The sequence below is a fragment of the Serratia sp. CY83965 genome (assembly GCF_052166375.1).
GTDB classification, from domain to species: Bacteria; Pseudomonadota; Gammaproteobacteria; order Enterobacterales; family Enterobacteriaceae; genus Serratia; species Serratia marcescens.
Genome location: NZ_JBJNOV010000001.1, coordinates 609,311 through 629,586, shown reverse-complemented (window position 1 = coordinate 629,586; position 20,276 = coordinate 609,311). Strand labels below are relative to the sequence as shown.

The following is a 20,276-nucleotide window of genomic DNA, read 5'->3' as shown; positions in this document are numbered from 1 at the left end:
ACGCCCTTTTTTATGCCTGCTCGGCCGGCAAATCGGCTTTCAACAGCACCAGGGAACCGGCCAGCAACACCAGATCCTTGATTAAAAAGCTGGTGGCGCCGGCCATGGCGGGAAAACCGCCGGCGGAGGGCTCCCAGGCGCCCGGCGTGGAAAAGATCAGCGTCAGCGTGGTCAGGTAGGTCACCGTCGATCCGATCGCCCCCAGCAACCCCAGCCGCCGCGACCAGAATCCCGCCAGCAGCAGCAAACCGAAGCTCCACTCGGCGACGCCCAGCGCATAGCTGGCGCCGCGGATGCCGAACGCCTGGTGCATCCAGCTCAGCAGCGGGCTGTTGCCGATCAGTGGCACCAGTCCCTGCGCTTCGTAATCAAACCACTTGGCGTAGCCGAAGGCGGCGAAGATCACCACCAGCGCCGCGCGCATAAAGATAACGTCCCCGTTCGAGCGCCGAAAGCGCCTCAGCCATGTCGCCAGCATCGTCCTCTCTCCTTATGTTGCCCGCGGCCGCCGCGGTTTGCCGCTTGCGGCCGCGGGGTACGGCGGCTTACTGCCCCATCGCGTCCTTTTTCATTTCGTCTTTCTTCATGCCGTCTTTGGCCATACCGTCTTTCGCCATGCCATCCTTTTTCATGGCGTCTTTCCCCATCTTGTCTTTCTTCATGCAGTCCTTGCCCATGCACTCTTTCTTCATCCCATCTTTCGCCATGCCGTCGTGCGACATCTGGCTCATGCCGTCCTTTTTCATCGCGTCTTTGCTCATGCCGTCCGCGGCGTTGGCGCCGGCCACGCCCAGCATCAGCGCGCTGCACATCATCATTGCGAATAACTTTTTCATGGTATTTCCTTCCGTCATGTCAAAGGCACCGGAGTGCCGGAGAATGGCCGGCGGCCGCCTCAGCTGCCGCCAAACCAGTTGTAACCCTGGTCTTCCCAGTAACCGCCCGGGAAGCGGTTGGTGACCTCGATCACCTGAATGTGCTTCGGATTCTTGTAGCCCAGCTTGGTCGGCATGCGCAGCTTCATCGGGTAGCCGTACTTGCGCGGCAAGATCTGGCCGTCGTAGGTCAGCGCGATAATCGTCTGCGGATGCAGCGCGGTGGCCATGTCGATACTGGTGTAGTAGTCGTCGGCGCATTTGAAGCTGACGTAGCGGGCGCTCAGATCCGCGCCGATCGCCTTGAGAAAGGTGGCGAACGGCACGCCGCCCCACTTGCCGATAGCGCTCCAACCCTCGACGCAAATATGACGCGTCACCTGGCTGACCTGCGCCATCCGATGCAGCTGCGGCAGGCTCCAGGCGCGCTTGTCCTGCACCAACCCCGCCACCTCCAGCCGATAGTCGTCGCCGTTGATGTCGGGCGCGTCCTCCTCGGCGTAAAAGGCGTTGAACGGGAATGGCCGGGTGATCATCGACTCCGGGTAGACCGGCGCCAAACGATCGCCGTTGAACAGCCAGCCCTGCACCCGATCGTTGAGGCGCGAAATACGGCTCAACGCCTGCTCGACGTTGGCGTTGCCGCTGAGATCGCAGCCGGTAAGCATGGCGATACCGCCCAACGTCAGGCCGTTGCGCAGAAAGCGGCGGCGGGATGACGCGGTCAACAAGCGCTGCGCTTCTTTGACGATCGCCTGCCCTTCAACGATCGTCATGATTTGTTTATCCTTTTCCATCATTCACTCCTTAGCGTCCGCGCAGCATGGCCAACAGCGTGCGGGGCACCAGCGCCACCATCACCAGATGGATCGCGACGAAGGCCACCAGCGCCGACATGGCGAAAAAGTGGATATAGCGCGCCGCTTCATAGCCGCCGAGCAGCGTGCGCAGCAGTGGAAACTGCACCGATTTCCACAGCACCAGTCCGGACAGCGCGCTCAGCACGCCAAGGAGCATCACCGACAGATAGGCCACGCGCTGCACCATGTTGTAGTGGCGCAGGTCGGCGTGCTGCAACCGGCCGCGCAACACCGCGCCGACATCGGCGAGAAACTGCTTCGGGCTGAGCGGCCAATATTTGCGTTTGAAACGCCCGCTGGTCAGGTTAAGCAGCAGGTAGCACAGCCCGTTGACGCCAAACAGCCACATGCCGGCGAAGTGCCACTGCAGCGCGCCGCCCAGCCAGCCGCCGAGCGTCAGCTCGTTGAAAAAGCTGAAGTTGAACAGCGGCGAGGCGTTGTAGATGCGCCAGCCGCTGGTCACCATGATCAGCATCGCCAGCGCATTCAGCCAATGCGTTAACCGCAGCCACAGCGGATGTACGGTCTGTCGTTGTTCCGGGGTGAGAGTGAGGCTCATAACGATTCCTGCCAGCTAACGATGCGATGAACCGAGTATTCCCCGGATTTGTTCCCCAAGACCTCACGCAGAGTTAAATAAAATGTGATAACTCCGCCGATGGCGGTTGTGTAGACTTCAGAGTGAATCGGGCAATCAGCGGTAATGAGAATGGACAAGCCAAAACGAATTTTGATCGTCGAAGACGACGGCGACATCGCCGAGCTGCTGCAGCTGCATCTGCGTGACGAGGGTTACGCCATCAGCCACGCCGCCGACGGCAATCAGGGCATGGCGATGCTGGAACAGGGCGGCTGGGACGCCTTGATCCTCGATCTGATGCTGCCGGGCGTGGACGGATTGGAGATTTGCCGCCGGGCGCGCACCATGACGCGCTACACGCCGATCATCATCACCAGCGCGCGCTCCAGCGAGGTGCACCGTGTGCTGGGGCTGGAGCTGGGCGCCGACGACTATCTGGCCAAACCCTTTTCCATGCTGGAGCTGGTGGCGCGGGTCAAGGCGCTGTTTCGCCGCCAGGAGGCGATGAGCCGCAACCTGCGCATGGATGCCGGCGCGCTCAGCTTCAACGATCTGACCATCGATCCTATCGCCCGCGAGGTGCGCCTGCACCAACAGCCGATCGAGCTGACGCCGCGCGAATTCGACCTGCTGTACTTTTTCGCCCGCCACCCGGGCCAGGTGTTCTCGCGCCTCAGCCTGTTGAATCAGGTCTGGGGCTATCAGCACGAAGGGTATGAGCACACCGTCAACACCCATATCAACCGGCTGCGCATCAAGATTGAGCGCAATCCGGCGGAACCCGAGCGCATCCTCACGGTGTGGGGCATGGGCTATAAATTCGCGGCCGCGCCGCAAGAGTGAGCCATGAAAAACCTTACGTTAGCGCAGCGCCTCACGCTGATCTTCGCGCTGCTGATCGTCATCGGCTGCGCCTTTTCCGGCTGGATGCAGGTGCGCAGCAATACCCAGTACAGTCAGGCGGTGATCCAGCGCCTGTCCGGCAACCTGGCGCAGCATATCGCCGACAGCAATCCGCTGCTGGGGGTGAACGGGCCGGATCCGCAGGCGGTGCACACCCTGTTCGACCAACTGATGGCGGTGAACCCCAGCGTGGAGGTTTATCTGCTCGACAAACAGGGCGCAATCATCGGCAACGCCGCGCCGGCCGGGCATCTGAAACGGCAGCGGGTCGCGCTGCCGCCGCTGCAGGCGCTGCTCGATGGCGCGCAGATGCCGGTGTACGGCGACGATCCGCGCAGCGCGGACGGGCGCAAGGTGTTCAGCGTTGCGCCGCTGAAGGTCGACGGCCGGGTCGAGGGCTATCTGTATGTGGTCTTGCTCGGTGAAGAGTACACGGCGCTGGCCAGCAACGCCCAGTTCAACTCGGCGGTCAGGATGGCGCTGTGGACCTCCGGGGTGATGGTGCTGTTCAGCCTGCTGGCCGGCGGTTTCGCGTTTTACTGGGTCACTCGCCCCATCCGGCGCCTGACCCGCCAGGTCAATGCGCTGGACAGCGGCGGCATCGAGGCTGTGCAGGCCTACGCAGCGCTGCCGGCGGCGCCGGCCGGGCGCGACGAGGTCAGTCAGTTGCAACAGGCCTTTCACCGCATGGCGCAGCGTCTCGCCGAACAGTGGCAAACGCTGGCGCAGCAGGATCGGCTGCGGCGCGAATTCATCGCCAACGTCTCGCACGATCTGCGCACCCCGCTCACCTCGCTGCACGGTTATCTGGAAACGCTGTCGGTCAAGGCCGCCACCCTGAGCGACACCGAACGGCGCCGCTATCTGGAGATCGCGCTGGCGCAGAGCCGCAAGGTGGGCAAGCTGGCGCAGGAGCTGTTCGAGCTGGCGCGGCTGGAGTACGGCGTGGTGAAACCGCAGAAAGAACCCTTCTCCCTCAGCGAACTGCTGCAAGACGTGTTCCAGAAGTTCGAGCTGGCGGCGGAGGCGCGCAATCAGCGGCTGCACGCCGACATCGCTCCCGGCATTCCACCGGTGTTCGCCGATCTCAGCATGATTGAGCGGGTGCTGACCAACCTGCTGGACAACGCCATTCGCCATACGCCGCCCGGCGGCGACATTGGCGTGCGGCTGTGGCGGCAGGAAGGTCGGGTGATGGTGCAGGTCAGCGACAGCGGCCCCGGCATTCCGCAGACGCTGCGCGCCGATCTGTTCGTGCGGCCGTCGATCCTGAGCGGCGCCCGACGCCCCGCCGGCGGGCTGGGGTTAATGATCGTGCGGCGCATTCTGCAACTGCACGACAGCGACATCCAACTGATTGAACAACCGCAAAGCGGCGCCTGCTTCCGCTTTGCCATTCCGCCGCGTGAGTCCGGCACAACGGTTATTGCGCGAGCGGGAACCGCAGGCTGAAAATGAGGCTGGCTGCAGACGCGCGCCCGGTACATTCGGCGCGCACCTCACCGCCGTGCAGCGTCATGATGGCGCGTACGATAGACAGCCCGAGGCCGCTGGCGTGGCTGCCGGCGCTGCGCGCGGGATCGGCGCGGTAGAAACGATCGAACAGTTTTTCCAGCTGTGCCGGCGCGATCGGCGGCCCCTGATTGATGACCTGCACCCACCAGGCATCGGCGCGCCGTTCAGCCCGCAGGACGATCAGGCTGTTTTCGTCGGCATAACGCACCGCGTTGGCCACCAGGTTGCTCAGCGCCCGCGGGAACAACATCGCGTCCGCCTTCAGCTCGCCTTCCCCCTCGCAGCTCAGCGCGATGCCGCGTTCTTCCGCCAGCCCTTCGAAGTAATCCGCCACCCGCCGCAGCTCTGCCGCCACATCCAGACGACTGTAGTCCAGCGCGGACTGCGCCTCACCGGCGCGCGCCAGAAACAGGATGTTTTCCACCATGCGCGAAATACGCTCCAGCTCATCCATATTGTTCGACAATAGGGTTTCGTACTCCTCCACGCTGCGGGGTTGATACAGCGCCACCTGACACTGGCCCATCAACGCGCCCACCGGGGTGCGGATCTCATGGGCCAGATCGGCGGAAAACTGCGTCAGCCGCTGATAACCTTCATTCAACCGATCGAGCATCGCATTGAACGAACGGGTCAGCTGCTGCAATTCCTTCGGCGCCCCCTGTTCGCTGAGGCGCGTCGACAATGTATTGGGCGCGATCTGCGACGCCTGCGCCGCCATGCGCCATAGCGGCTTCAATCCCCGGCGCATGACCCCATAGCCCAGCAGCGCAATCAGCAGGAAAGCCACAATGACCGCCGCGACAATGCGCCACAGGTAACGCGCCAGCATCTTCTGCTCGTTGACCATCACGTGCGCGGCGGAGATCTGCAGCAAACTGCCGTCTTCCAGGCGCACCATCGCCGACGCCGCGCGCAGCGGCACCCCCTGCGCCGTTTCCCCGCCGCGCACGGCGGCCAGCGTCTGCGCCTGTTCGGGCGGCGTCGGTGCGATCGGCGGCAGGGCCACCCTGGCCGGATTCACATTGATGAGCGGCTTTTGCCCCGGGATTTGGAAAATCAGCACGTCCTGTTCATTGCCCAGCATATTTTCGAACAGGCCGTTATTGGCGGTCAGACGCGCCAAAGGAAAGCGCTGCCCCAGTAAATGGCGGAAATACTCGATGCGCCCGGTCACCTGCAGATCGCTGCGGAGCGTCATTTCCTGACGCATGGCGCCGAACAGATACCAGCCCGCCCCGCTCACCACGCAGGCGGCCACCAGCGCGAACAGCATGGCGGTGCGCAGCGTCAGCGACACCGGCCGACGTGAAGCGCGGGCGTTCACGAGCGCGGCTCGCAAACATAGCCGATGCCGCGCACGCTGTGGATCAGCTTGACGTCGAACGGCCGATCTATCTTGGCGCGCAGGCGTTTGATCGCCACGTCAACCACATTGGTGTCGCTGTCGAAATTCATGTCCCACACCTGAGAGGCTATCTGCGTGCGCGACAGCACTTCGCCTTCGCGCCGCACCAGCAGATGCAGCAGCATGAACTCCTTGTTGGTCAACGGGATCACCTGATCCTGGCGCACCGCCCGGCGGCGCAATACGTCCAACTGCAGATCGGCGATGGCGTAATGATCGGCTTCGCGCGCCGGCCCACGGCGCAGTAAGGTGCGCAAACGCAGCACCAGCTCGGTAAAGGAAAACGGCTTGATAAGATAGTCGTCCGCGCCCAGCTCCAGACCGTGAATGCGATCCTGCACGCCATCGCGGGCGGTGAGAAACAGGATCGGCACGTCGCTTTTCTTGCGCAATACCTCGATGATCTGCCAGCCGTCCAGCCCCGGCAGCATCACGTCGAGCACGATCGCATCGTAATCCTGCTCCAACGCGCGAAACAGCCCATCGGTGCCGGTGCGCGCCAAATCGACGCCGTAGCCCGCCTCACCCAGCCCTTTCTTCAGGTAATCCCCTGTGCCGATATCGTCTTCAACAACCAGTATTCGCATGCTCGCCACCTCGTTACGTCTGCAAAAATACTAGCAGTTTCGGCGGACAAACTTGATGACATTAATGTCATCAAACGGCCATGGCGCTGACCCAGTAGGTCAACCATGCTTAACCGGCAAACTCATTTCAGGAGAACGTTATGATTACCCGTCATCGTATAGCCGGTTTATTGTTATCCACATTACTGCTGTCCAGCGGCTTGGCCGCCGCCGCCCAACCGCCGGGCAAGGTGATTGCGCCGCTGCGCGGCACCATCAGCCAGGTTGCCGACGGCAATCTGCAACTGACCGATCGCAAAGGCGAGACACTCAGCGTCAAGCTGAACGATCAGACCAAAGTGCTCAGCGTTTCCAAAGCCACGCTGGACGACATCAAACCGGACAGCTTTATCGGCACCGCCGCCGTGCCGCAGCCGGACGGCACGCTCAAAGCGCTGGAGGTGCACGTGTTCGCCGCCAGCCTGCGCGGCACCGGCGAAGGGCATTCGGCCTGGGAATCCGCCGACGGCAAAGTGGACACCATGACCAACGGCACCGTCGGTAAACTGCTCAAATCCAACGGCCGCACCCTGACCGTCACCTACGGCAACCAGCAGAAAACCGTCGTCGTGCCGGAAGACGTGCCGATCGTGACGCTGGATCCGGGCGATCTGAGCCTGCTGAAACCGGGCGTGCACATCGTGCTGTTCTCCGCCGCCGACGATAAGGGCCAGCGCGTCGCCACCCGCATTTCCGCCGGCAAAGACGGCACCGTGCCGCCGATGTAACCGGAGGAAAGCCATGAAAACCAACGCGTCGCGGCCGGTGCATCGCTGGCCGGTTCGAATCACTCATTGGATCAACCTGTTCGCCATGGTGTGCATGTTCATGAGCGGTTGGGAAATCTACAACGCCTCGCCGCTGTTCGATTTCCGCTTTCCGCCACAGATGACGCTGGGCGGTTGGCTGGGCGGCGCGATTGGTTGGCATTTGGCGGTGATGTGGCTATTGGCGCTCAACGCCGTCTGCTATCTGCTGTGGAGCCTGTTCAGCGGTCATTTTCGCCGCGATCTGTTGCCGCTTCGCATCGGCGCGCTGCGGCAGGATATCTGGCTGGCGTTGACGCTGCGCCTGCGCCACCGGCATGGCCACTATAACGCCATTCAGAAACTGATGTACCTCGGCGTACTGGCGCTGGGTCTATTGCTGGTGCTGTCCGGCCTGGCGATTTGGAAGCCGGTTCAGCTGCAGGGATTGGTCGCGCTGTTTGGCGGCTTCGATTTCGCACGCTACGTGCATTTTTTCGCCATGGCCGGCATCGGCCTGTTCGTGGCGATCCACGTCTTTATGGTGGCTGTCGTGCCCAAAACTCTGTGGGCGATGATAACGGGTGGCAAACATGAATGAGAAAAAACAGCGGGCAGCCGCGCCGACGCTGGAACCGGACCAAAAAAAGCAGTTGGTCAATCTGCAACGCCGGCTGATGTTGCGCTCCGGGCTGACGCTGGGCGGCATCGCCATGCTCACCGGTTGCAACCTGCAAGACGGCGATCGGGTGGATAAGGTGCTGTGGGCCATGTCGCGCTGGAACGACCGGGTGCAGGCCTGGCTGTTCAGCGGCCAGCGGTTGGCGCAAACTTACCGCCCCGATCAGATTACCCAGCCTTTCCCCTTCAACGCGTTTTACCCGGAATACAACGTCCCCGAGATCGATCTTGCCGGCTATCGGCTTGAGGTCGCGGGGAAAGTGGAGAAAAAAGCGCCCTGGACGCTGGAACAGCTGCAGCGGCTGCCACAGCAAAGTCAGATCACGCGTCTGATCTGCATTGAGGGCTGGAGCGCCATTGGTCAATGGGGCGGCGTGCCGCTGCGCACCTTTCTGCAGCACGTCGGCGCGGATCTGAATGCCGGTTACGTCGGCTTCAAATGCGCCGATCGTTACTACGCCAGCCTCGACATGGCCACCGCGCTGCACCCGCAGACCATCCTGGCGCTGGATTTCGGCGGCAAGGCGCTGCCGGCGGACTATGGCTACCCGCTGCGGCTGCGCGTGCCAACCAAACTGGGGTTCAAAAACGCCAAACATATCGCCGCGATCTTCGTCAGCGACGTCAATCCGGGCGGCTATTGGGAGGATCAGGGCTACAACTGGTTCAGCGGCATTTAGTTTTGCGCGGCGCTGCGCACAACCCTCATCGGCGGCTGGAGGATTGTCTCCGCCGCGATTAATAATCTGTTCGTCACAAAGGGGATAACTATAGGAAAAATAATAGTAAAAAGGATTTTATCATGGAGATTGATGTGAGGGAGATCAATGCACGACCTGTCACGGAGTATAGATACCGAATAACGGTTTATAAAAAAGCCAGCAGCGTTGCTGCGTATTACCTTGATTTTAAAAAAGCGACGTTAAGGATGCGTCAATGGCTTATTGGGGCTTATCCTGCCTCGGAAGTTTTGGACAATGCTTACGTCATGGAACTGTACGATGTAAGAGCATTGGAAAACCGCGCCGAAGTAACCAGATCCTTATTTGATACCTATACCAGGATGGCATACACCCGATATGAACGAGAACAACTCTTCATTAACGGCATCGGCCTGGCGATCGTCACTTTTGTGGCGCAATACCAAGCAAGATTGGTTTTCAGTGTACCGCTCAGGCCAGCGCTAGCCAGAATTTATGACTCGCTCTTGAAAAAACACGCGCATCGCGTACATTATTTGTACAACCAAGAGCTTATTGAGGACGGATTATATGTCATCGAAATCCCGCCTGTTGACGGCAGAATCTCACCCAACCCCTATGAGCATAAAGGAACAGCACCAAAAAGAGATGCGAGCCTTCCACGAAGAATGGGCTGAACAAAGGCGCCGCGAATGGCGTGAACGCGGCGGCATTGAAGCAAGTGAAGCGCCCGCACGTGGCATCGATACCGAGCTTTCATCCTGATTCCGGTTCGTTCTTATTCTTCTTCTCCCGCCGTCAGCAATGCAATCCCCGCTTGCTCAATGGCCTCCCGCGCGGCGGCGGGCAACCCTTCGTCGGTAATGACGGCGTCAAAGGCAGCGATCGGCAGCGCCAGGTAGGTCGCGACCTTGCCGTATTTGGACGTATCGCTGAGCAGAATGCGGCGGCGGCTGGCCTCGACGATAGCCTTCTTCACCATCACCTTGTCTTCGTTCGGCGTCGACAGGCCGCGCATGCTCCACGAAGAGGCGGAGATGAACGCCAGATCGATAAACAGACCGCGCAGCGCCTGTGCCGCCGCTTCGCCGACGCAGGAGCGGTTTTCCCGGCACACGGTGCCGCCGGTGTGGATGATTCTGCACTGGCTGTGTTCGATCAGGAAGCCGGCGATGACAAAGTCGTTGGTCACCACCGTCAAATCGTCACGTTCACCGATCTGTTTCGCCAGCGCCAGCGTGGTGGTGCCGGCATCCAGATAGATACAGCTGCCGGCGGGAATTTGCCGCGCCGCCAGCCGGCCAATGGCGAGTTTCTGCCGGCTGAACATCCCCTCTTTGGCCTGGTGCGAAGGTTCGCTCGCCACCCGCTCGGGCGCCTGCACGCCGCCCGAGACCGACTGCACCGCGCCCTGTTCCTCCAGCTTTTGCAAATCACGGCGGATCGTCATGTGCGACACCCCCAGCCGTTCGGTCAGCTCGGCAATGCTGACGACGCCGCGTTCGGATACCAGCGCAAGAATTTGTTGATGGCGTTCTACAGGTATCACGGTTCCCTCTCGTTGCTGCGGTGATAATAATTGTGATTTTACGTCAATTTTCGTTCGCCGATAGCCCTAATTTTTCGCGGCGTGACGACGCGCGCAGTTAGGCCAGGTAAACATAAACTTATTTAAAAACATAATAATAATGTTGATACGGGCCAGAAATCAGACGAAAAACTCGTTTCACACATTGTTAATTATTGTGATATCGATCGCGGATAAACCGTCGACAAGCGCTTACATTTAACACAACAAAACAAATTATCACTAAAATTAACAGGAGTGCAGTATGACACACCCAGGGAATTATGCCGTCTGCATCATCGGACTGGGCGCGATGGGCATGGGCGCGGCGCGTTCGTGCCTCCGCGCCGGATTGACCACCTACGGGGCGGACCTGAATCCGCAGGCGCTGGCGACGCTGCAGCAGGCTGGCGCGAAACAAGCGTCTACCAGCGCGTGCGACTTCGCGGCCGAGCTGGACGCCGTGCTGCTGCTGGTGGTGAATGCCGCCCAGGTGAAGCAGATCCTGTTCGGCGAACAAGGCCTGGCGCCAAAGCTCAAGCCAGGCACCGCGGTGATGGTCTCTTCGACCATTTCCGCCGATGACGCCAAACAGATCGAGCAACGGCTGCTGGACTACGGGCTACCGATGCTGGACGCGCCGGTTTCCGGCGGAGCGGCCAAGGCGGAGGAAGGCCAGATGACGGTGATGGCCGCCGGCGCCGACGCCACCTTCGAGCGTCTGCAACCCGTGTTGGACGCCATCGCCGGCAAGGTTTACCGCATCGGCGAGACGATCGGTCTGGGCGCGACGGTAAAAATCATCCATCAGCTGTTGGCCGGCGTGCACATCGCCGCCGGAGCGGAAGCCATGGCGCTGGCCGCCCGCGCCGGCATCCCGCTGGACGTGATGTACGACGTGGTCACCCACGCCGCCGGCAACTCCTGGATGTTCGAAAATCGCATGCGCCATGTGGTCGACGGCGACTATGCGCCCAAATCGGCGGTGGATATCTTCGTCAAGGATTTGGGGCTGGTGGCGGATACCGCCAAGGCGCTGCACTTCCCGCTGCCGCTGGCCTCTACCGCTTTCACCATGTTTACCGCCGCCAGCAACGCCGGTTACGGTAAAGAAGATGACAGTGCGGTAATCAAAATCTTTGCCGGCATCGATCTGCCGCAGAAAAAGGAGGCGCTCTGATGCTGCTTGGCGTAATCGCGGATGACTTTACCGGCGCGACCGACATCGCCAGTTTTCTGGTGCAAAACGGCCTGCCGACGGTGCAGCTGAACGGCGTGCCGCAAGACGAAACCCAGATCAATGCACAGGCGGCGGTCATCAGTCTGAAATCGCGCTCCTGCCCGGCAGAACAGGCGGTCGAACTGTCGTTGCAGGCGCTGGCCTGGTTGCAAAAACAGGGCTGCCGCCAGTTCTACTTCAAATACTGCTCCACTTTCGACAGCACCGCACAGGGCAATATCGGCCCGGTGACCGACGCCCTGCTCACCGCGCTGGGGGAAAATTTCACGGTTGTCTCACCGGCGTTGCCGGTAAACGGCCGCACGGTCTATCAGGGCCACCTGTTCGTCGGGGAACAGCTGCTGTCTGAATCCGGTATGCGTCATCACCCGGTCACGCCAATGACCGACAGCAACCTGCTGCGCCTGATGGAATCCCAGGCCGCCGGGCGCTGCGGGCTGGTGACGGCGGCGGAAATGGATCGCGGCGCCGAGGCGGTCAGCGAGAAGCTGCGCCAACTGGCCCAGGAAGGCGTGCGCTACGCGGTGCTGGATACGCTCAACGAGCGGCATCTGCTCATCCAGGGTGAAGCGTTGAAAACGATGAAGCTGGTGACCGGCGGTTCAGGCCTGGCGATCGGCCTGGCGCGGCAATGGGCGCAAAGCGGCGATCGTGCGGCAGAGGCGGCCGGCGCGCCGCAGGGGGAAAAGGCAGCAGTGCTGTCGGGCTCGTGTTCTGTGATGACTAACCGGCAGGTGGCGCACTATCGCGAGCGCGCTTCGGCGCAGGCCATCGATATCGACCGTTGCCTCGAACCGCAGGCACGCGCCGCCTACGCCGCCGAGTTGGCGCACTGGGCGCAGCATCACGCCGGGGAGGCGCTTGCCCCGCTGATCTACGCCACCGCGGCGCCGGAAGCGCTGCAGCAAACGCAACGGCAGCACGGTAGCGCCGCCAGCGAGGCGGTGGAGGCGTTGTTTGCCGAATTGGTGGTGCAACTGCGCCAGTTGGGATTCAGCCGCTTTATCGTCGCCGGCGGAGAAACCTCCGGCGTGGTCACGCAGGCGCTGGGCATTCGCGGCTTCCATATTGGCCCCAGTATTTCCCCCGGCGTTCCCTGGGTGCGCGCCAGCGATCGGGCGATTTCCCTGGCGCTGAAATCAGGCAATTTTGGCGATGAAGCCTTCTTCGCGCGCGCGCAAACGGAGTTTCCAGTATGACCATGACCATCGAACAACAGGCGCGCGAAGAGATGGTGCGCCTCGGCGCCTCGTTTTTTCAACGCGGTTACGCCACCGGTTCCGCCGGCAACCTCTCGCTGTTGCTGCCGGACGGCGCGCTGCTGGCGACGCCGACCGGCTCTTGCCTGGGCGAGCTGCAGGCCGATCGCCTGTCTAAAGTGAGCCTGAACGGCGACTGGCTCTCCGGCGACAAGCCGTCGAAAGAGATCAGCTTTCACCGAGCGCTGTATCTGAACAATCCTGAATGCAAAGCGGTGGTGCACCTGCATTGCACCTACCTCACGGCGCTCTCTTGCCTGCAGGGGCTGGACGTCGACAACGCCATCAAACCGTTCACCCCCTATGTGGTGATGCGCGTCGGCAAGGTGCCGGTGGTGCCCTACTATCGCCCCGGTGACGAAAGGTTGGCGCAGGATCTGGCTCGCCTGGCGCCGACCCACCGCGCCTTTTTGCTGGCCAACCACGGGCCGGTGGTGACCGGTAAAAACCTGCGAGCGGCGGCGGACAATGCCGAAGAGATGGAAGACGCGGCGCGGCTGATCTTCACCCTCGGCGATCGTCCGATCCGCTATTTGACCGATGATGAAATTGCCGAATTACGGAGCTGACCCATGCCTAAATTTGCCGCCAATTTATCGATGATGTTTACCGAGGTGCCGTTCCTCGATCGCTTCACCGCCGCTGCCGAACAAGGCTTCAGCGCGGTGGAATTCCTGTTCCCTTACGAACATCCCGCCGAGCTGTTGGCCGAAAAGCTGCGCGAACACGGCCTGCAACAGGTGCTGTTCAATACCGCGCCCGGCGATGTCGCCGCCGGCGAATGGGGGCTGGCGGCGCTGCCGGGCCGCGAGCAAGATGCGCGCGCTGATATCGATCGCGCGCTGGCCTACGCCATCGCCCTTTCCTGCCCCTGCGTGCACCTGATGGCCGGCGTGGTGCCCGCGGGCGCGGATCGGCAGCGTTATCTCGACACCTTTATCGCCAATGCGCGCTATGCCGCCGACGCCTTCGCCCCGCACGGCGTCAAGGTGCTGATCGAAGCGCTCAGCCCACCGGTCAAGCCCGACTACCTGTTCGCCAGTCAACATCAGGCGGCGGAAGCGGTGGCGGCGATCGAGAGACCGAACGTGTTCATCCAGTTCGACTTTTTCCACGCGCAGTTAGTGGACGGCAATATCAGCGGGCTGCTGGGAACGCTGGCCGGGCGCTACGCGCATATCCAGATAGCCTCGGTGCCGGATCGTCATGAACCGGATGAGGGCGAACTGAATTACCCGTGGCTGTTCGACAAACTGGATGCGCTCGGCTATCAGGGCTGGATCGGTTGCGAATACCGCCCGCGTGGCGACACCGCCGCCGGACTCGGCTGGCTGAAGCCTTACCGCTAAAGCCGCACGCCGACACCAGGAAAACGATTTTATAACAATGAAACGCACCCGTATCGCCACGCGGCGATCGCGGTGCCCAACGCTTACCCAACGAAAGGCTTTTTTCATGTCTACCTCTCTGCTGTTGCTGATTGCCGTACTCGGCGTGGTGCTGCTGTTATTGATGGTGATCAAGGCGAAGGTGCAACCCTTTGTCGCGCTGTTGGTGGTCAGTCTGCTGGTGGCGTTGGCCAGCGGCATTCCGACCGGTGAAGTGATGAAAGTGATGACCGCCGGGATGGGCGGCGTGCTTGGCTCGGTGACCATCATCATCGGTCTGGGGGCGATGCTCGGGCGCATGATCGAACACTCGGGCGGCGCCGAGTCGCTGGCGCAACGCTTCAGCCAGGGGCTGGGGCCGAAACATACCGTCGCCGCGCTGACCCTCGCCGCATTTATCCTCGGCATTCCGGTCTTCTTCGACGTCGGCTTTATCATTCTGGCGCCGATTATTTACGGCTTCGCCAAGGTCGCCAAAGTGTCGCCGCTGAAGTTCGGCCTGCCGATGGCCGGCGTGATGTTAACGGTACACGTCGCGCTGCCGCCGCACCCCGGCCCGGTCGCCGCCGCCGGCCTGCTCAACGCCGACATCGGTTGGCTGACCATCATCGGCCTCGCGATCTGTATTCCGGTCGGCGTGATCGGCTATTTCGCCGCCAACTACCTCAACCGCAAAACCTATCCGTTATCGATAGAGGTGCTGGAACAACTGCAGCTGGCGGCGCCGGAGCCGCGGCCGGAAGATCACGCGCCGCTCAGCGATCGCATCAACCCGCCCGGCGCCGGCCTGGTGGCGGCGCTGATCGTCATCCCGATCGCCATCATCATGCTCGGCACCGTCTCCGCCACGCTGTTGCCGGCAGGCTCGGCGCTGCGCGATGCGCTGTCTCTGCTGGGGTCGCCGGCGGTGGCGCTGATGATAGCCCTGCTGCTGGCCTTCTACTTCCTGGCGCTGCGCCGCGGCTGGAGTCTGCAACACGCCAGCGACGTGATGGGCGCCGCGCTGCCGACCGCCGCGGTGGTGATCCTGGTGACCGGCGCGGGCGGCGTGTTCGGCAAGGTGTTGGTGGAATCCGGTGTCGGCAAGGCGCTGGCGGAAGTGCTGACGGCCATCGGCCTGCCGCTGGTGCCCGCCGCGTTTATCATTTCTCTGGCGCTGCGCGCTTCGCAGGGTTCCGCCACCGTGGCGATCCTGACCACCGGCGGCCTGTTGTCGGAAGCGGTCAGCGGGTTGAATCAGCTGCAGCTGGTACTGGTGACGCTGGCGACCTGTTTCGGCGGACTGGGGCTTTCCCACGTCAACGACTCCGGTTTTTGGATCGTCACGCGCTATCTGGGGCTGTCGGTGGCCGATGGCCTGAAGACCTGGACGGTGCTGACCACCCTGCTCGGCCTGAGCGGCTTTCTGTTCACCTGGCTGTTGTGGCTGGCGGTGTGATTTCTCTGGCATACTGAACGCCGTTGTTTTTCATCGCCTTTCACCCTGTGCAGGAGCAGCAACATGACCGTAATCAACACCGCGCCAACGCTTATCACCGAACGCCTGCGGCTGGACGCGCACACGCTGGACGACTTCGACTCGCTGGCCGCGCTGTGGGCCGATCCGCTGGTGGTGCGCTATATCGGCGGCACGCCGCGCGACCGGGAAGACTCCTGGGGGCGCCTGATGCGCTACGTCGGCCACTGGGCGCTGCTGGGATACGGGTATTGGGCGGTGCGTGACAAACAAAGCGGCGAGTATCTCGGCAGCATCGGCTTCTCCAACTTCCTGCGCGACATCACCCCGGCGCTCGACGCGCCGGAAATGGGCTGGACGCTGGTGAGCTCGGCGCACGGCAAAGGCTACGCCACCGAGGCGCTGCGGGCGGCGCTGGCCTGGGGTAAGACGCATCTGCCGGGCGCGCAAACCGTCTGCATCATCTCGCCGGAAAACCAGGCCTCGCTGGCGCTGGCGAAAAAAGTCGGCTTTAGCGAAAGCCACCGCAGCGAGTATCACCAGAGCCCGATCGTCGTGATGCATTGCCCGCTTTGAATGCCTAAGCGCGTTGCACCGTCAACGCCGTCTGAATGAAGTTGTCCCGCAGCGCGTCGGCGCGCTGCGGATCCCAGGCGATACCGACCTGCCACTCCGTCTCCTCGCCGCTCAGCGGTAAAATGTCGATACCGGCCGGCGCGATATGCGTGATGCTGTGCGGCAGCAGCGCGACACCGACGCCGGCGGCAACCAACGCCAACAACGTTTGGATATCACCGGCCTGCTGCACCACATTCGGCACCAACCGGTGAGCGGCGATAAACCGCAGCGACTGATCGCTCAGCCCGCGCCCGCGTTTGGGCGTCAGCTGCAACAGCGGCAACTGATTGAAACGCGCCATCAGATCGTCGGCGCGCAGCGCCAGCGCGCCCGGCGCGGCCAGCACCAACCGATCGCTCAGCAATGCCACGCCGCACAGCGGCGTATTGACCGGCAAACGCACGAACCCCGCCTGCAACTCTCCCTGCAGCAACAGCTGATACTGGCGTTCCGACGGCAAGTCCTCCAGGCCGATCGCCACCTCGGGGAACCGTTGGCGAAAGGCCGCCACCAGCTGCGGCGCCAGATGAAAGCTGGAAAGGCCAAATCCCAGCGACAGCCGCCCCGCTTCCCCGAGGGCCACCCGCCGCGCGCGCCGCTGAAACTGCTGGTACTGCGCCACCAGCGCCTGCGCCTCCGGGTAGAGCCGCTGCCCGCCGGCGGTGAGCACCGCCCCCTGTCGGCCACGCTCGAACAATCGAATGCCGAGCTGGGTTTCCAGCGCCTGAATTTGCTTGCTCAGCGCCGGTTGGCTGATGCATAGCCGGCTCGCCGCCTGACGATAGTTGCCCTGTTCGGCCAGCGCCACCAGGGCGCGCAGTTGTTTTATATCCATTCCATTAAGTTATCGAATAGGGAATTTAATTGATTATACAGTAATCAATCCACCTGCTGTAATCAACGCAGACCCTAACCGGAGAGACCCCATGACCATCTCATTGCGCGCCGCCACGGTGCAATTCCAGCATCGCGCCAACGATAAAAATTACAACCTGTCGACCATCGAGCGCTTTATCGCTCAGGCGGCCGAGCAGCAGGTACAGCTGCTGGCCTTCCCGGAAATGTGCATCACCGGCTATTGGCACGTACGCCATCTGTCCGACGCCGAAGTGCGGGCGCTGGCGGAACCGATCGCGGCCAGCCCTTCGCTGGCGCGCATTCGCCCGCTGGCGGAGCGTTACAACATGGCGATCGGCGTCGGGCTGATCGAGCTGGGCGATGACGGCCGTTGCTACAACGCCTACGCCGTATGCCTGCCGGACGGCGCGCTGCATGTGCACCGTAAACTGCACGCCTTCGAACATCCGGCTCTCGCCAGCGGCGATCGCTATACGGTGTTCGACACCCCCTGGGGCGTGCGCGTGGGCGTATTGATCTGTTGGGACAACAATCTGGTGGAGAATGCACGCGCGACGGCGCTGCTGGGCGCGGAGGTGTTGATGGCCCCGCACCAGACCGGCGGCACCCATTCGCGCAGCCCGCACGGTATGAAGCCGATCCCACAGGCGCTGTGGCAGCGGCGAGCGGAAGATCCGCAGGCGATAGAAGCCGCCTTTCGCGGCGAACACGGCCGCGGCTGGCTGATGCGCTGGCTGCCCTCGCGCGCTCATGACAACGGGCTGTTTTTGCTGTTCAGCAACGGCGTGGGCCGCGATGACGATGAGGTACGCACCGGCAATGCGATGATCCTCGATCCCTACGGCCGCATCGTGGCGGAGACCTGGGCGGCGGAGGACCGGCTGGTCAGCGCCGATCTCGATCTGACGCTGATCCCGCTCAGCACCGGCCGCCGCTGGATTTACGGACGCCGCCCCGAGCTGTACGGTTTACTGACCGAACCGCAAGGCTATGAGCGCGATGCCCGCAGCGCGCGCTTTTCGACGCAGCCGACGGGGCGCGGCAGCTAATGACAGATAAAAAAAAATCCGCCCGAAGGCGGATTTTTTATCCGCGCGGCAACCTGTGCCGCGCATTCACGCCCGCAGGCATGAAGAAATCTTAGAAGCGGTAGCCTACGCCAACGTTCCAGCTGCCAACGTCCACGCTGCGGATGCGGCTCTGCTCGTAGCCAACGTCGAGGGCAACGTTTTCGATTGGGTTGAACTGCAGACCGGCACCGTAGGTGAAGCCGTAGTCGCTGTTGCCACCTTTGTTACCGCCAGCCTGGGCGTTGTCGATGTTTTTGCCGTAGCCAACACCGATCACACCGTAGATGCTCGCCCAGTCGTTGAAGCGGTAAGCTGGACCTGCGGTGATGGAATCGTACTGAGATTTCTTGTAGAAACCGCTTTCAGAACGATTTTTTTCCAGGTGGGTGAAGGAGCCGATCACACCCAGTGGGTTGTTGTCGAACTCGTAACGGTATTTCAGGTTGAAACCGTTGGCCTTGTTAGCAACGCCTTGGAGATCACCCTGCGCATAGCCAGCGGATACGGTGCTCTGACCAGCGAATGCGGTACCTGCGCTAACTGCTAATACGCAAGCTGCTACTGCGGAAAGACATGCAATTTTTTTCATAACCACCTCAAACGCGTTTTATTATTAAGTACATCCATTTGTTCATGCTTTGAAAATATAACAAAAATTAGCGTGAAACTCTGCCTTGAAATGAGTGTCTAATGCTTTATATCGTGTAACAGAAGATTTCAAGAACAGTGTATCTGCTTCTTTTCGCTCTATTTTCGGCCGTATTCTACGGCTTTCTGTGACAAAAATCACCAATTTAATATCCAGATAATTCTTAAGAAAAAGCGCACTTTTTGACCAAATTCGCCACATCTCATCCGAGGATCGGCGGATTTCACCGCGATGTGCGCTTTTCTCAGACAGATTTTCGCCATTTCATTTACACTGCTCGCATCCCCGTTTCGACCGTTTTCTCAAGGCTGAGGAACGGCGCAAAAAAGGCCCGTTAAGGATGTCGTTATCTACTTCCGGCAGAGCGCCCTCCGCGCTGCTGCCCATCTGTCTGTTAATCATCGCCATGGTGTCTATCCAAAGCGGTGCCTCGTTGGCCAAAAGCCTGTTCCCGATCGTGGGCGCGGAAGGCATTACGACGCTGCGTCTTTTCATCGGCACCCTGATTCTGTTCATTATCTTCCGCCCGTGGCGTATGCGCATCGTCGCCGGCAGCCGCTTGCCGCTGCTGATTTACGGCCTGTCGCTCGGCGCGATGAACTACCTGTTCTACCTGTCGCTGCGCACCGTGCCGCTCGGCATCGCCGTGGCGTTGGAGTTTACCGGCCCGTTGGCGGTGGCCATGTTCTCGTCGCGGCGGCCGATCGACTTTCTCTGGGTGGCGCTGGCGATCGCCGGGTTGTGGTTCCTGTTGCCGCTCGGCCACGGCGTAGGTGGGATCGATCCGTTCGGCGCCGCCTGTGCGCTCGGCGCCGGCGCCTGCTGGGCGGTCTATATCATTTTCGGCCAAAAGGCCGGCGGCGATCACGGCCCCGGCACGGTGGCGCTCGGTTCGTTGATCGCCGCGCTGGTGTTCTGCCCGATCGGCGCCTGGCAAACCGGCAGCGTGCTGTTCAACCTCGATATTCTGCCGGTCGCTCTGGCGGTGGCGATCCTCTCCACCGCGCTGCCTTATTCGCTGGAGATCATCGCGCTGCCCAAAATTCCGGCGCGCACTTTCGGCACCTTAATGAGCCTGGAGCCGGCGATGGCGGCGCTGTCCGGCATGCTGTTCCTCGGCGAACACCTGAGCGGCGTACAATGGTTGGCGCTGGCGGCGATCATCGCCGCCTCCATGGGTTCCGCCCTGACCATTCGCCCCAAACCGCGCCTCGAAAGCCTTTCCTGATCGCCTGACTCGCCTGCCGACCGCAACGCCGGAATGCAGGCGGGTTAA

Annotated in this window: 23 protein-coding genes; 14 read left to right on the top strand and 9 right to left on the bottom strand. The window is 61.7% G+C overall.

Annotated features, from left to right (window positions below; translation table 11 throughout):
* Positions 1 to 10 precede the first annotated feature (10 nt).
* The 4 genes from ACJ8PL_RS03200 to ACJ8PL_RS03185 all read right to left on the bottom strand — a co-directional run bounded on the left by ACJ8PL_RS03200 (position 11) and on the right by ACJ8PL_RS03185 (position 2,294).
* Positions 11 to 478, bottom strand: coding sequence for a YkgB family protein (locus tag ACJ8PL_RS03200; protein WP_016928490.1), 468 nt, complete (start codon positions 476 to 478; stop codon positions 11 to 13).
* A 67-nt stretch (positions 479 to 545) separates the two neighbouring features.
* Positions 546 to 836, bottom strand: coding sequence for a pentapeptide MXKDX repeat protein (locus ACJ8PL_RS03195; protein WP_016928491.1), 291 nt, complete (start codon positions 834 to 836; stop codon positions 546 to 548).
* A 59-nt stretch (positions 837 to 895) separates the two neighbouring features.
* Positions 896 to 1,672, bottom strand: a complete 777-nt coding sequence (locus ACJ8PL_RS03190; RefSeq protein ID WP_049299842.1) for a molybdopterin-dependent oxidoreductase — start codon at positions 1,670 to 1,672, stop codon at positions 896 to 898.
* A gap of 10 nt (positions 1,673 to 1,682) precedes the next feature.
* Positions 1,683 to 2,294, bottom strand: a complete 612-nt coding sequence (locus ACJ8PL_RS03185) for a cytochrome b/b6 domain-containing protein (protein WP_317006525.1) — start codon at positions 2,292 to 2,294, stop codon at positions 1,683 to 1,685.
* A gap of 150 nt (positions 2,295 to 2,444) precedes the next feature.
* On the opposite strand from ACJ8PL_RS03185, the gene ACJ8PL_RS03180 reads away from it, so the two are divergent.
* Together ACJ8PL_RS03180 and ACJ8PL_RS03175 are read left to right on the top strand one after the other, a co-directional pair.
* A complete protein-coding gene (locus ACJ8PL_RS03180; RefSeq protein ID WP_016928494.1) occupies positions 2,445 to 3,158 on the top strand; it encodes a response regulator transcription factor in 714 nt (237 codons plus the stop codon).
* Between the two features lie 3 nt (positions 3,159 to 3,161).
* A complete protein-coding gene (locus ACJ8PL_RS03175; protein ID WP_079450974.1) occupies positions 3,162 to 4,670 on the top strand; it encodes a sensor histidine kinase in 1,509 nt (502 codons plus the stop codon).
* Here the strand turns inward: ACJ8PL_RS03175 and ACJ8PL_RS03170 are convergent.
* Complete coding sequence (locus ACJ8PL_RS03170; protein WP_442530813.1) at positions 4,642 to 6,060, bottom strand: heavy metal sensor histidine kinase; 1,419 nt, start codon at positions 6,058 to 6,060, stop codon at positions 4,642 to 4,644. The genes ACJ8PL_RS03175 and ACJ8PL_RS03170 overlap by 29 nt on opposite strands.
* Positions 6,057 to 6,728, bottom strand: coding sequence for a heavy metal response regulator transcription factor (locus ACJ8PL_RS03165; protein ID WP_021504273.1), 672 nt, complete (start codon positions 6,726 to 6,728; stop codon positions 6,057 to 6,059). The genes ACJ8PL_RS03170 and ACJ8PL_RS03165 overlap by 4 nt, the downstream gene beginning before the upstream one ends.
* 140 nt (positions 6,729 to 6,868) lie before the next feature.
* On the opposite strand from ACJ8PL_RS03165, the gene ACJ8PL_RS03160 reads away from it, so the two are divergent.
* The 4 genes from ACJ8PL_RS03160 to ACJ8PL_RS03145 all read left to right on the top strand — a co-directional run bounded on the left by ACJ8PL_RS03160 (position 6,869) and on the right by ACJ8PL_RS03145 (position 9,572).
* On the top strand, positions 6,869 to 7,495 hold the full coding sequence (locus ACJ8PL_RS03160) for a hypothetical protein (protein ID WP_079450973.1): 627 nt from the start codon (positions 6,869 to 6,871) through the stop codon (positions 7,493 to 7,495).
* A gap of 13 nt (positions 7,496 to 7,508) precedes the next feature.
* The gene (locus tag ACJ8PL_RS03155; RefSeq protein ID WP_048795952.1) at positions 7,509 to 8,114 is read left to right on the top strand and encodes a cytochrome b/b6 domain-containing protein; all 606 of its coding nucleotides are present in this window, start codon (positions 7,509 to 7,511) and stop codon (positions 8,112 to 8,114) included.
* The gene (locus ACJ8PL_RS03150) at positions 8,107 to 8,874 is read left to right on the top strand and encodes a molybdopterin-dependent oxidoreductase (protein ID WP_033640918.1); all 768 of its coding nucleotides are present in this window, start codon (positions 8,107 to 8,109) and stop codon (positions 8,872 to 8,874) included. Before ACJ8PL_RS03155 ends, ACJ8PL_RS03150 begins: the two co-directional genes overlap by 8 nt.
* A gap of 122 nt (positions 8,875 to 8,996) precedes the next feature.
* Entirely contained in the window at positions 8,997 to 9,572 is a 576-nt protein-coding gene (locus tag ACJ8PL_RS03145; RefSeq protein ID WP_016928501.1) for a hypothetical protein, read from the top strand.
* Positions 9,573 to 9,673: 101 nt separating this feature from the next.
* Here the strand turns inward: ACJ8PL_RS03145 and ygbI are convergent, their stop codons facing one another.
* On the bottom strand, positions 9,674 to 10,444 hold the full coding sequence (gene ygbI / locus ACJ8PL_RS03140) for a DNA-binding transcriptional repressor YgbI (RefSeq protein ID WP_016928502.1): 771 nt from the start codon (positions 10,442 to 10,444) through the stop codon (positions 9,674 to 9,676).
* Between the two features lie 283 nt (positions 10,445 to 10,727).
* On the opposite strand from ygbI, the gene ltnD reads away from it, so the two are divergent.
* From ltnD to ACJ8PL_RS03110, 6 genes are all read left to right on the top strand, one after another.
* Positions 10,728 to 11,642, top strand: a complete 915-nt coding sequence (gene ltnD, locus ACJ8PL_RS03135; RefSeq protein ID WP_028127935.1) for an L-threonate dehydrogenase — start codon at positions 10,728 to 10,730, stop codon at positions 11,640 to 11,642.
* On the top strand, positions 11,642 to 12,901 hold the full coding sequence (gene otnK / locus ACJ8PL_RS03130; protein ID WP_016928504.1) for a 3-oxo-tetronate kinase: 1,260 nt from the start codon (positions 11,642 to 11,644) through the stop codon (positions 12,899 to 12,901). Before ltnD ends, otnK begins: the two co-directional genes overlap by 1 nt.
* Positions 12,898 to 13,530, top strand: a complete 633-nt coding sequence (gene otnC, locus ACJ8PL_RS03125) for a 3-oxo-tetronate 4-phosphate decarboxylase (protein ID WP_016928505.1) — start codon at positions 12,898 to 12,900, stop codon at positions 13,528 to 13,530. The genes otnK and otnC overlap by 4 nt, the downstream gene beginning before the upstream one ends.
* 3 nt (positions 13,531 to 13,533) lie before the next feature.
* Positions 13,534 to 14,310, top strand: a complete 777-nt coding sequence (gene otnI / locus ACJ8PL_RS03120) for a 2-oxo-tetronate isomerase (RefSeq protein ID WP_442530811.1) — start codon at positions 13,534 to 13,536, stop codon at positions 14,308 to 14,310.
* 106 nt (positions 14,311 to 14,416) lie between these two features.
* The gene (locus ACJ8PL_RS03115) at positions 14,417 to 15,787 is read left to right on the top strand and encodes a GntP family transporter (RefSeq protein ID WP_016928507.1); all 1,371 of its coding nucleotides are present in this window, start codon (positions 14,417 to 14,419) and stop codon (positions 15,785 to 15,787) included.
* Positions 15,788 to 15,850: 63 nt separating this feature from the next.
* Positions 15,851 to 16,381 carry a GNAT family N-acetyltransferase gene (locus tag ACJ8PL_RS03110; RefSeq protein WP_016928508.1) on the top strand — a complete coding sequence of 177 codons (531 nt, stop codon included), beginning with the start codon at positions 15,851 to 15,853 and terminating at the stop codon, positions 16,379 to 16,381.
* Positions 16,382 to 16,385: 4 nt separating this feature from the next.
* On the opposite strand, the gene ACJ8PL_RS03105 is transcribed toward ACJ8PL_RS03110, so the two are convergent.
* A complete protein-coding gene (locus ACJ8PL_RS03105; protein ID WP_016928509.1) occupies positions 16,386 to 17,258 on the bottom strand; it encodes a LysR family transcriptional regulator in 873 nt (290 codons plus the stop codon).
* 91 nt (positions 17,259 to 17,349) lie between these two features.
* Between ACJ8PL_RS03105 and ACJ8PL_RS03100 the strand changes: the two genes are divergently transcribed.
* Positions 17,350 to 18,330 (top strand): nitrilase family protein, encoded by a 981-nt coding sequence (locus tag ACJ8PL_RS03100; protein WP_016928510.1) that lies wholly within the window; start codon positions 17,350 to 17,352, stop codon positions 18,328 to 18,330.
* Positions 18,331 to 18,421: 91 nt separating this feature from the next.
* Here the strand turns inward: ACJ8PL_RS03100 and ompX are convergent, their stop codons facing one another.
* Complete coding sequence (gene ompX / locus ACJ8PL_RS03095; protein ID WP_004939201.1) at positions 18,422 to 18,940, bottom strand: outer membrane protein OmpX; 519 nt, start codon at positions 18,938 to 18,940, stop codon at positions 18,422 to 18,424.
* Between the two features lie 400 nt (positions 18,941 to 19,340).
* On the opposite strand from ompX, the gene rhtA reads away from it, so the two are divergent.
* Complete coding sequence (gene rhtA / locus ACJ8PL_RS03090; protein ID WP_004939202.1) at positions 19,341 to 20,228, top strand: threonine/homoserine exporter RhtA; 888 nt, start codon at positions 19,341 to 19,343, stop codon at positions 20,226 to 20,228.
* Positions 20,229 to 20,276 lie beyond the last annotated feature (48 nt).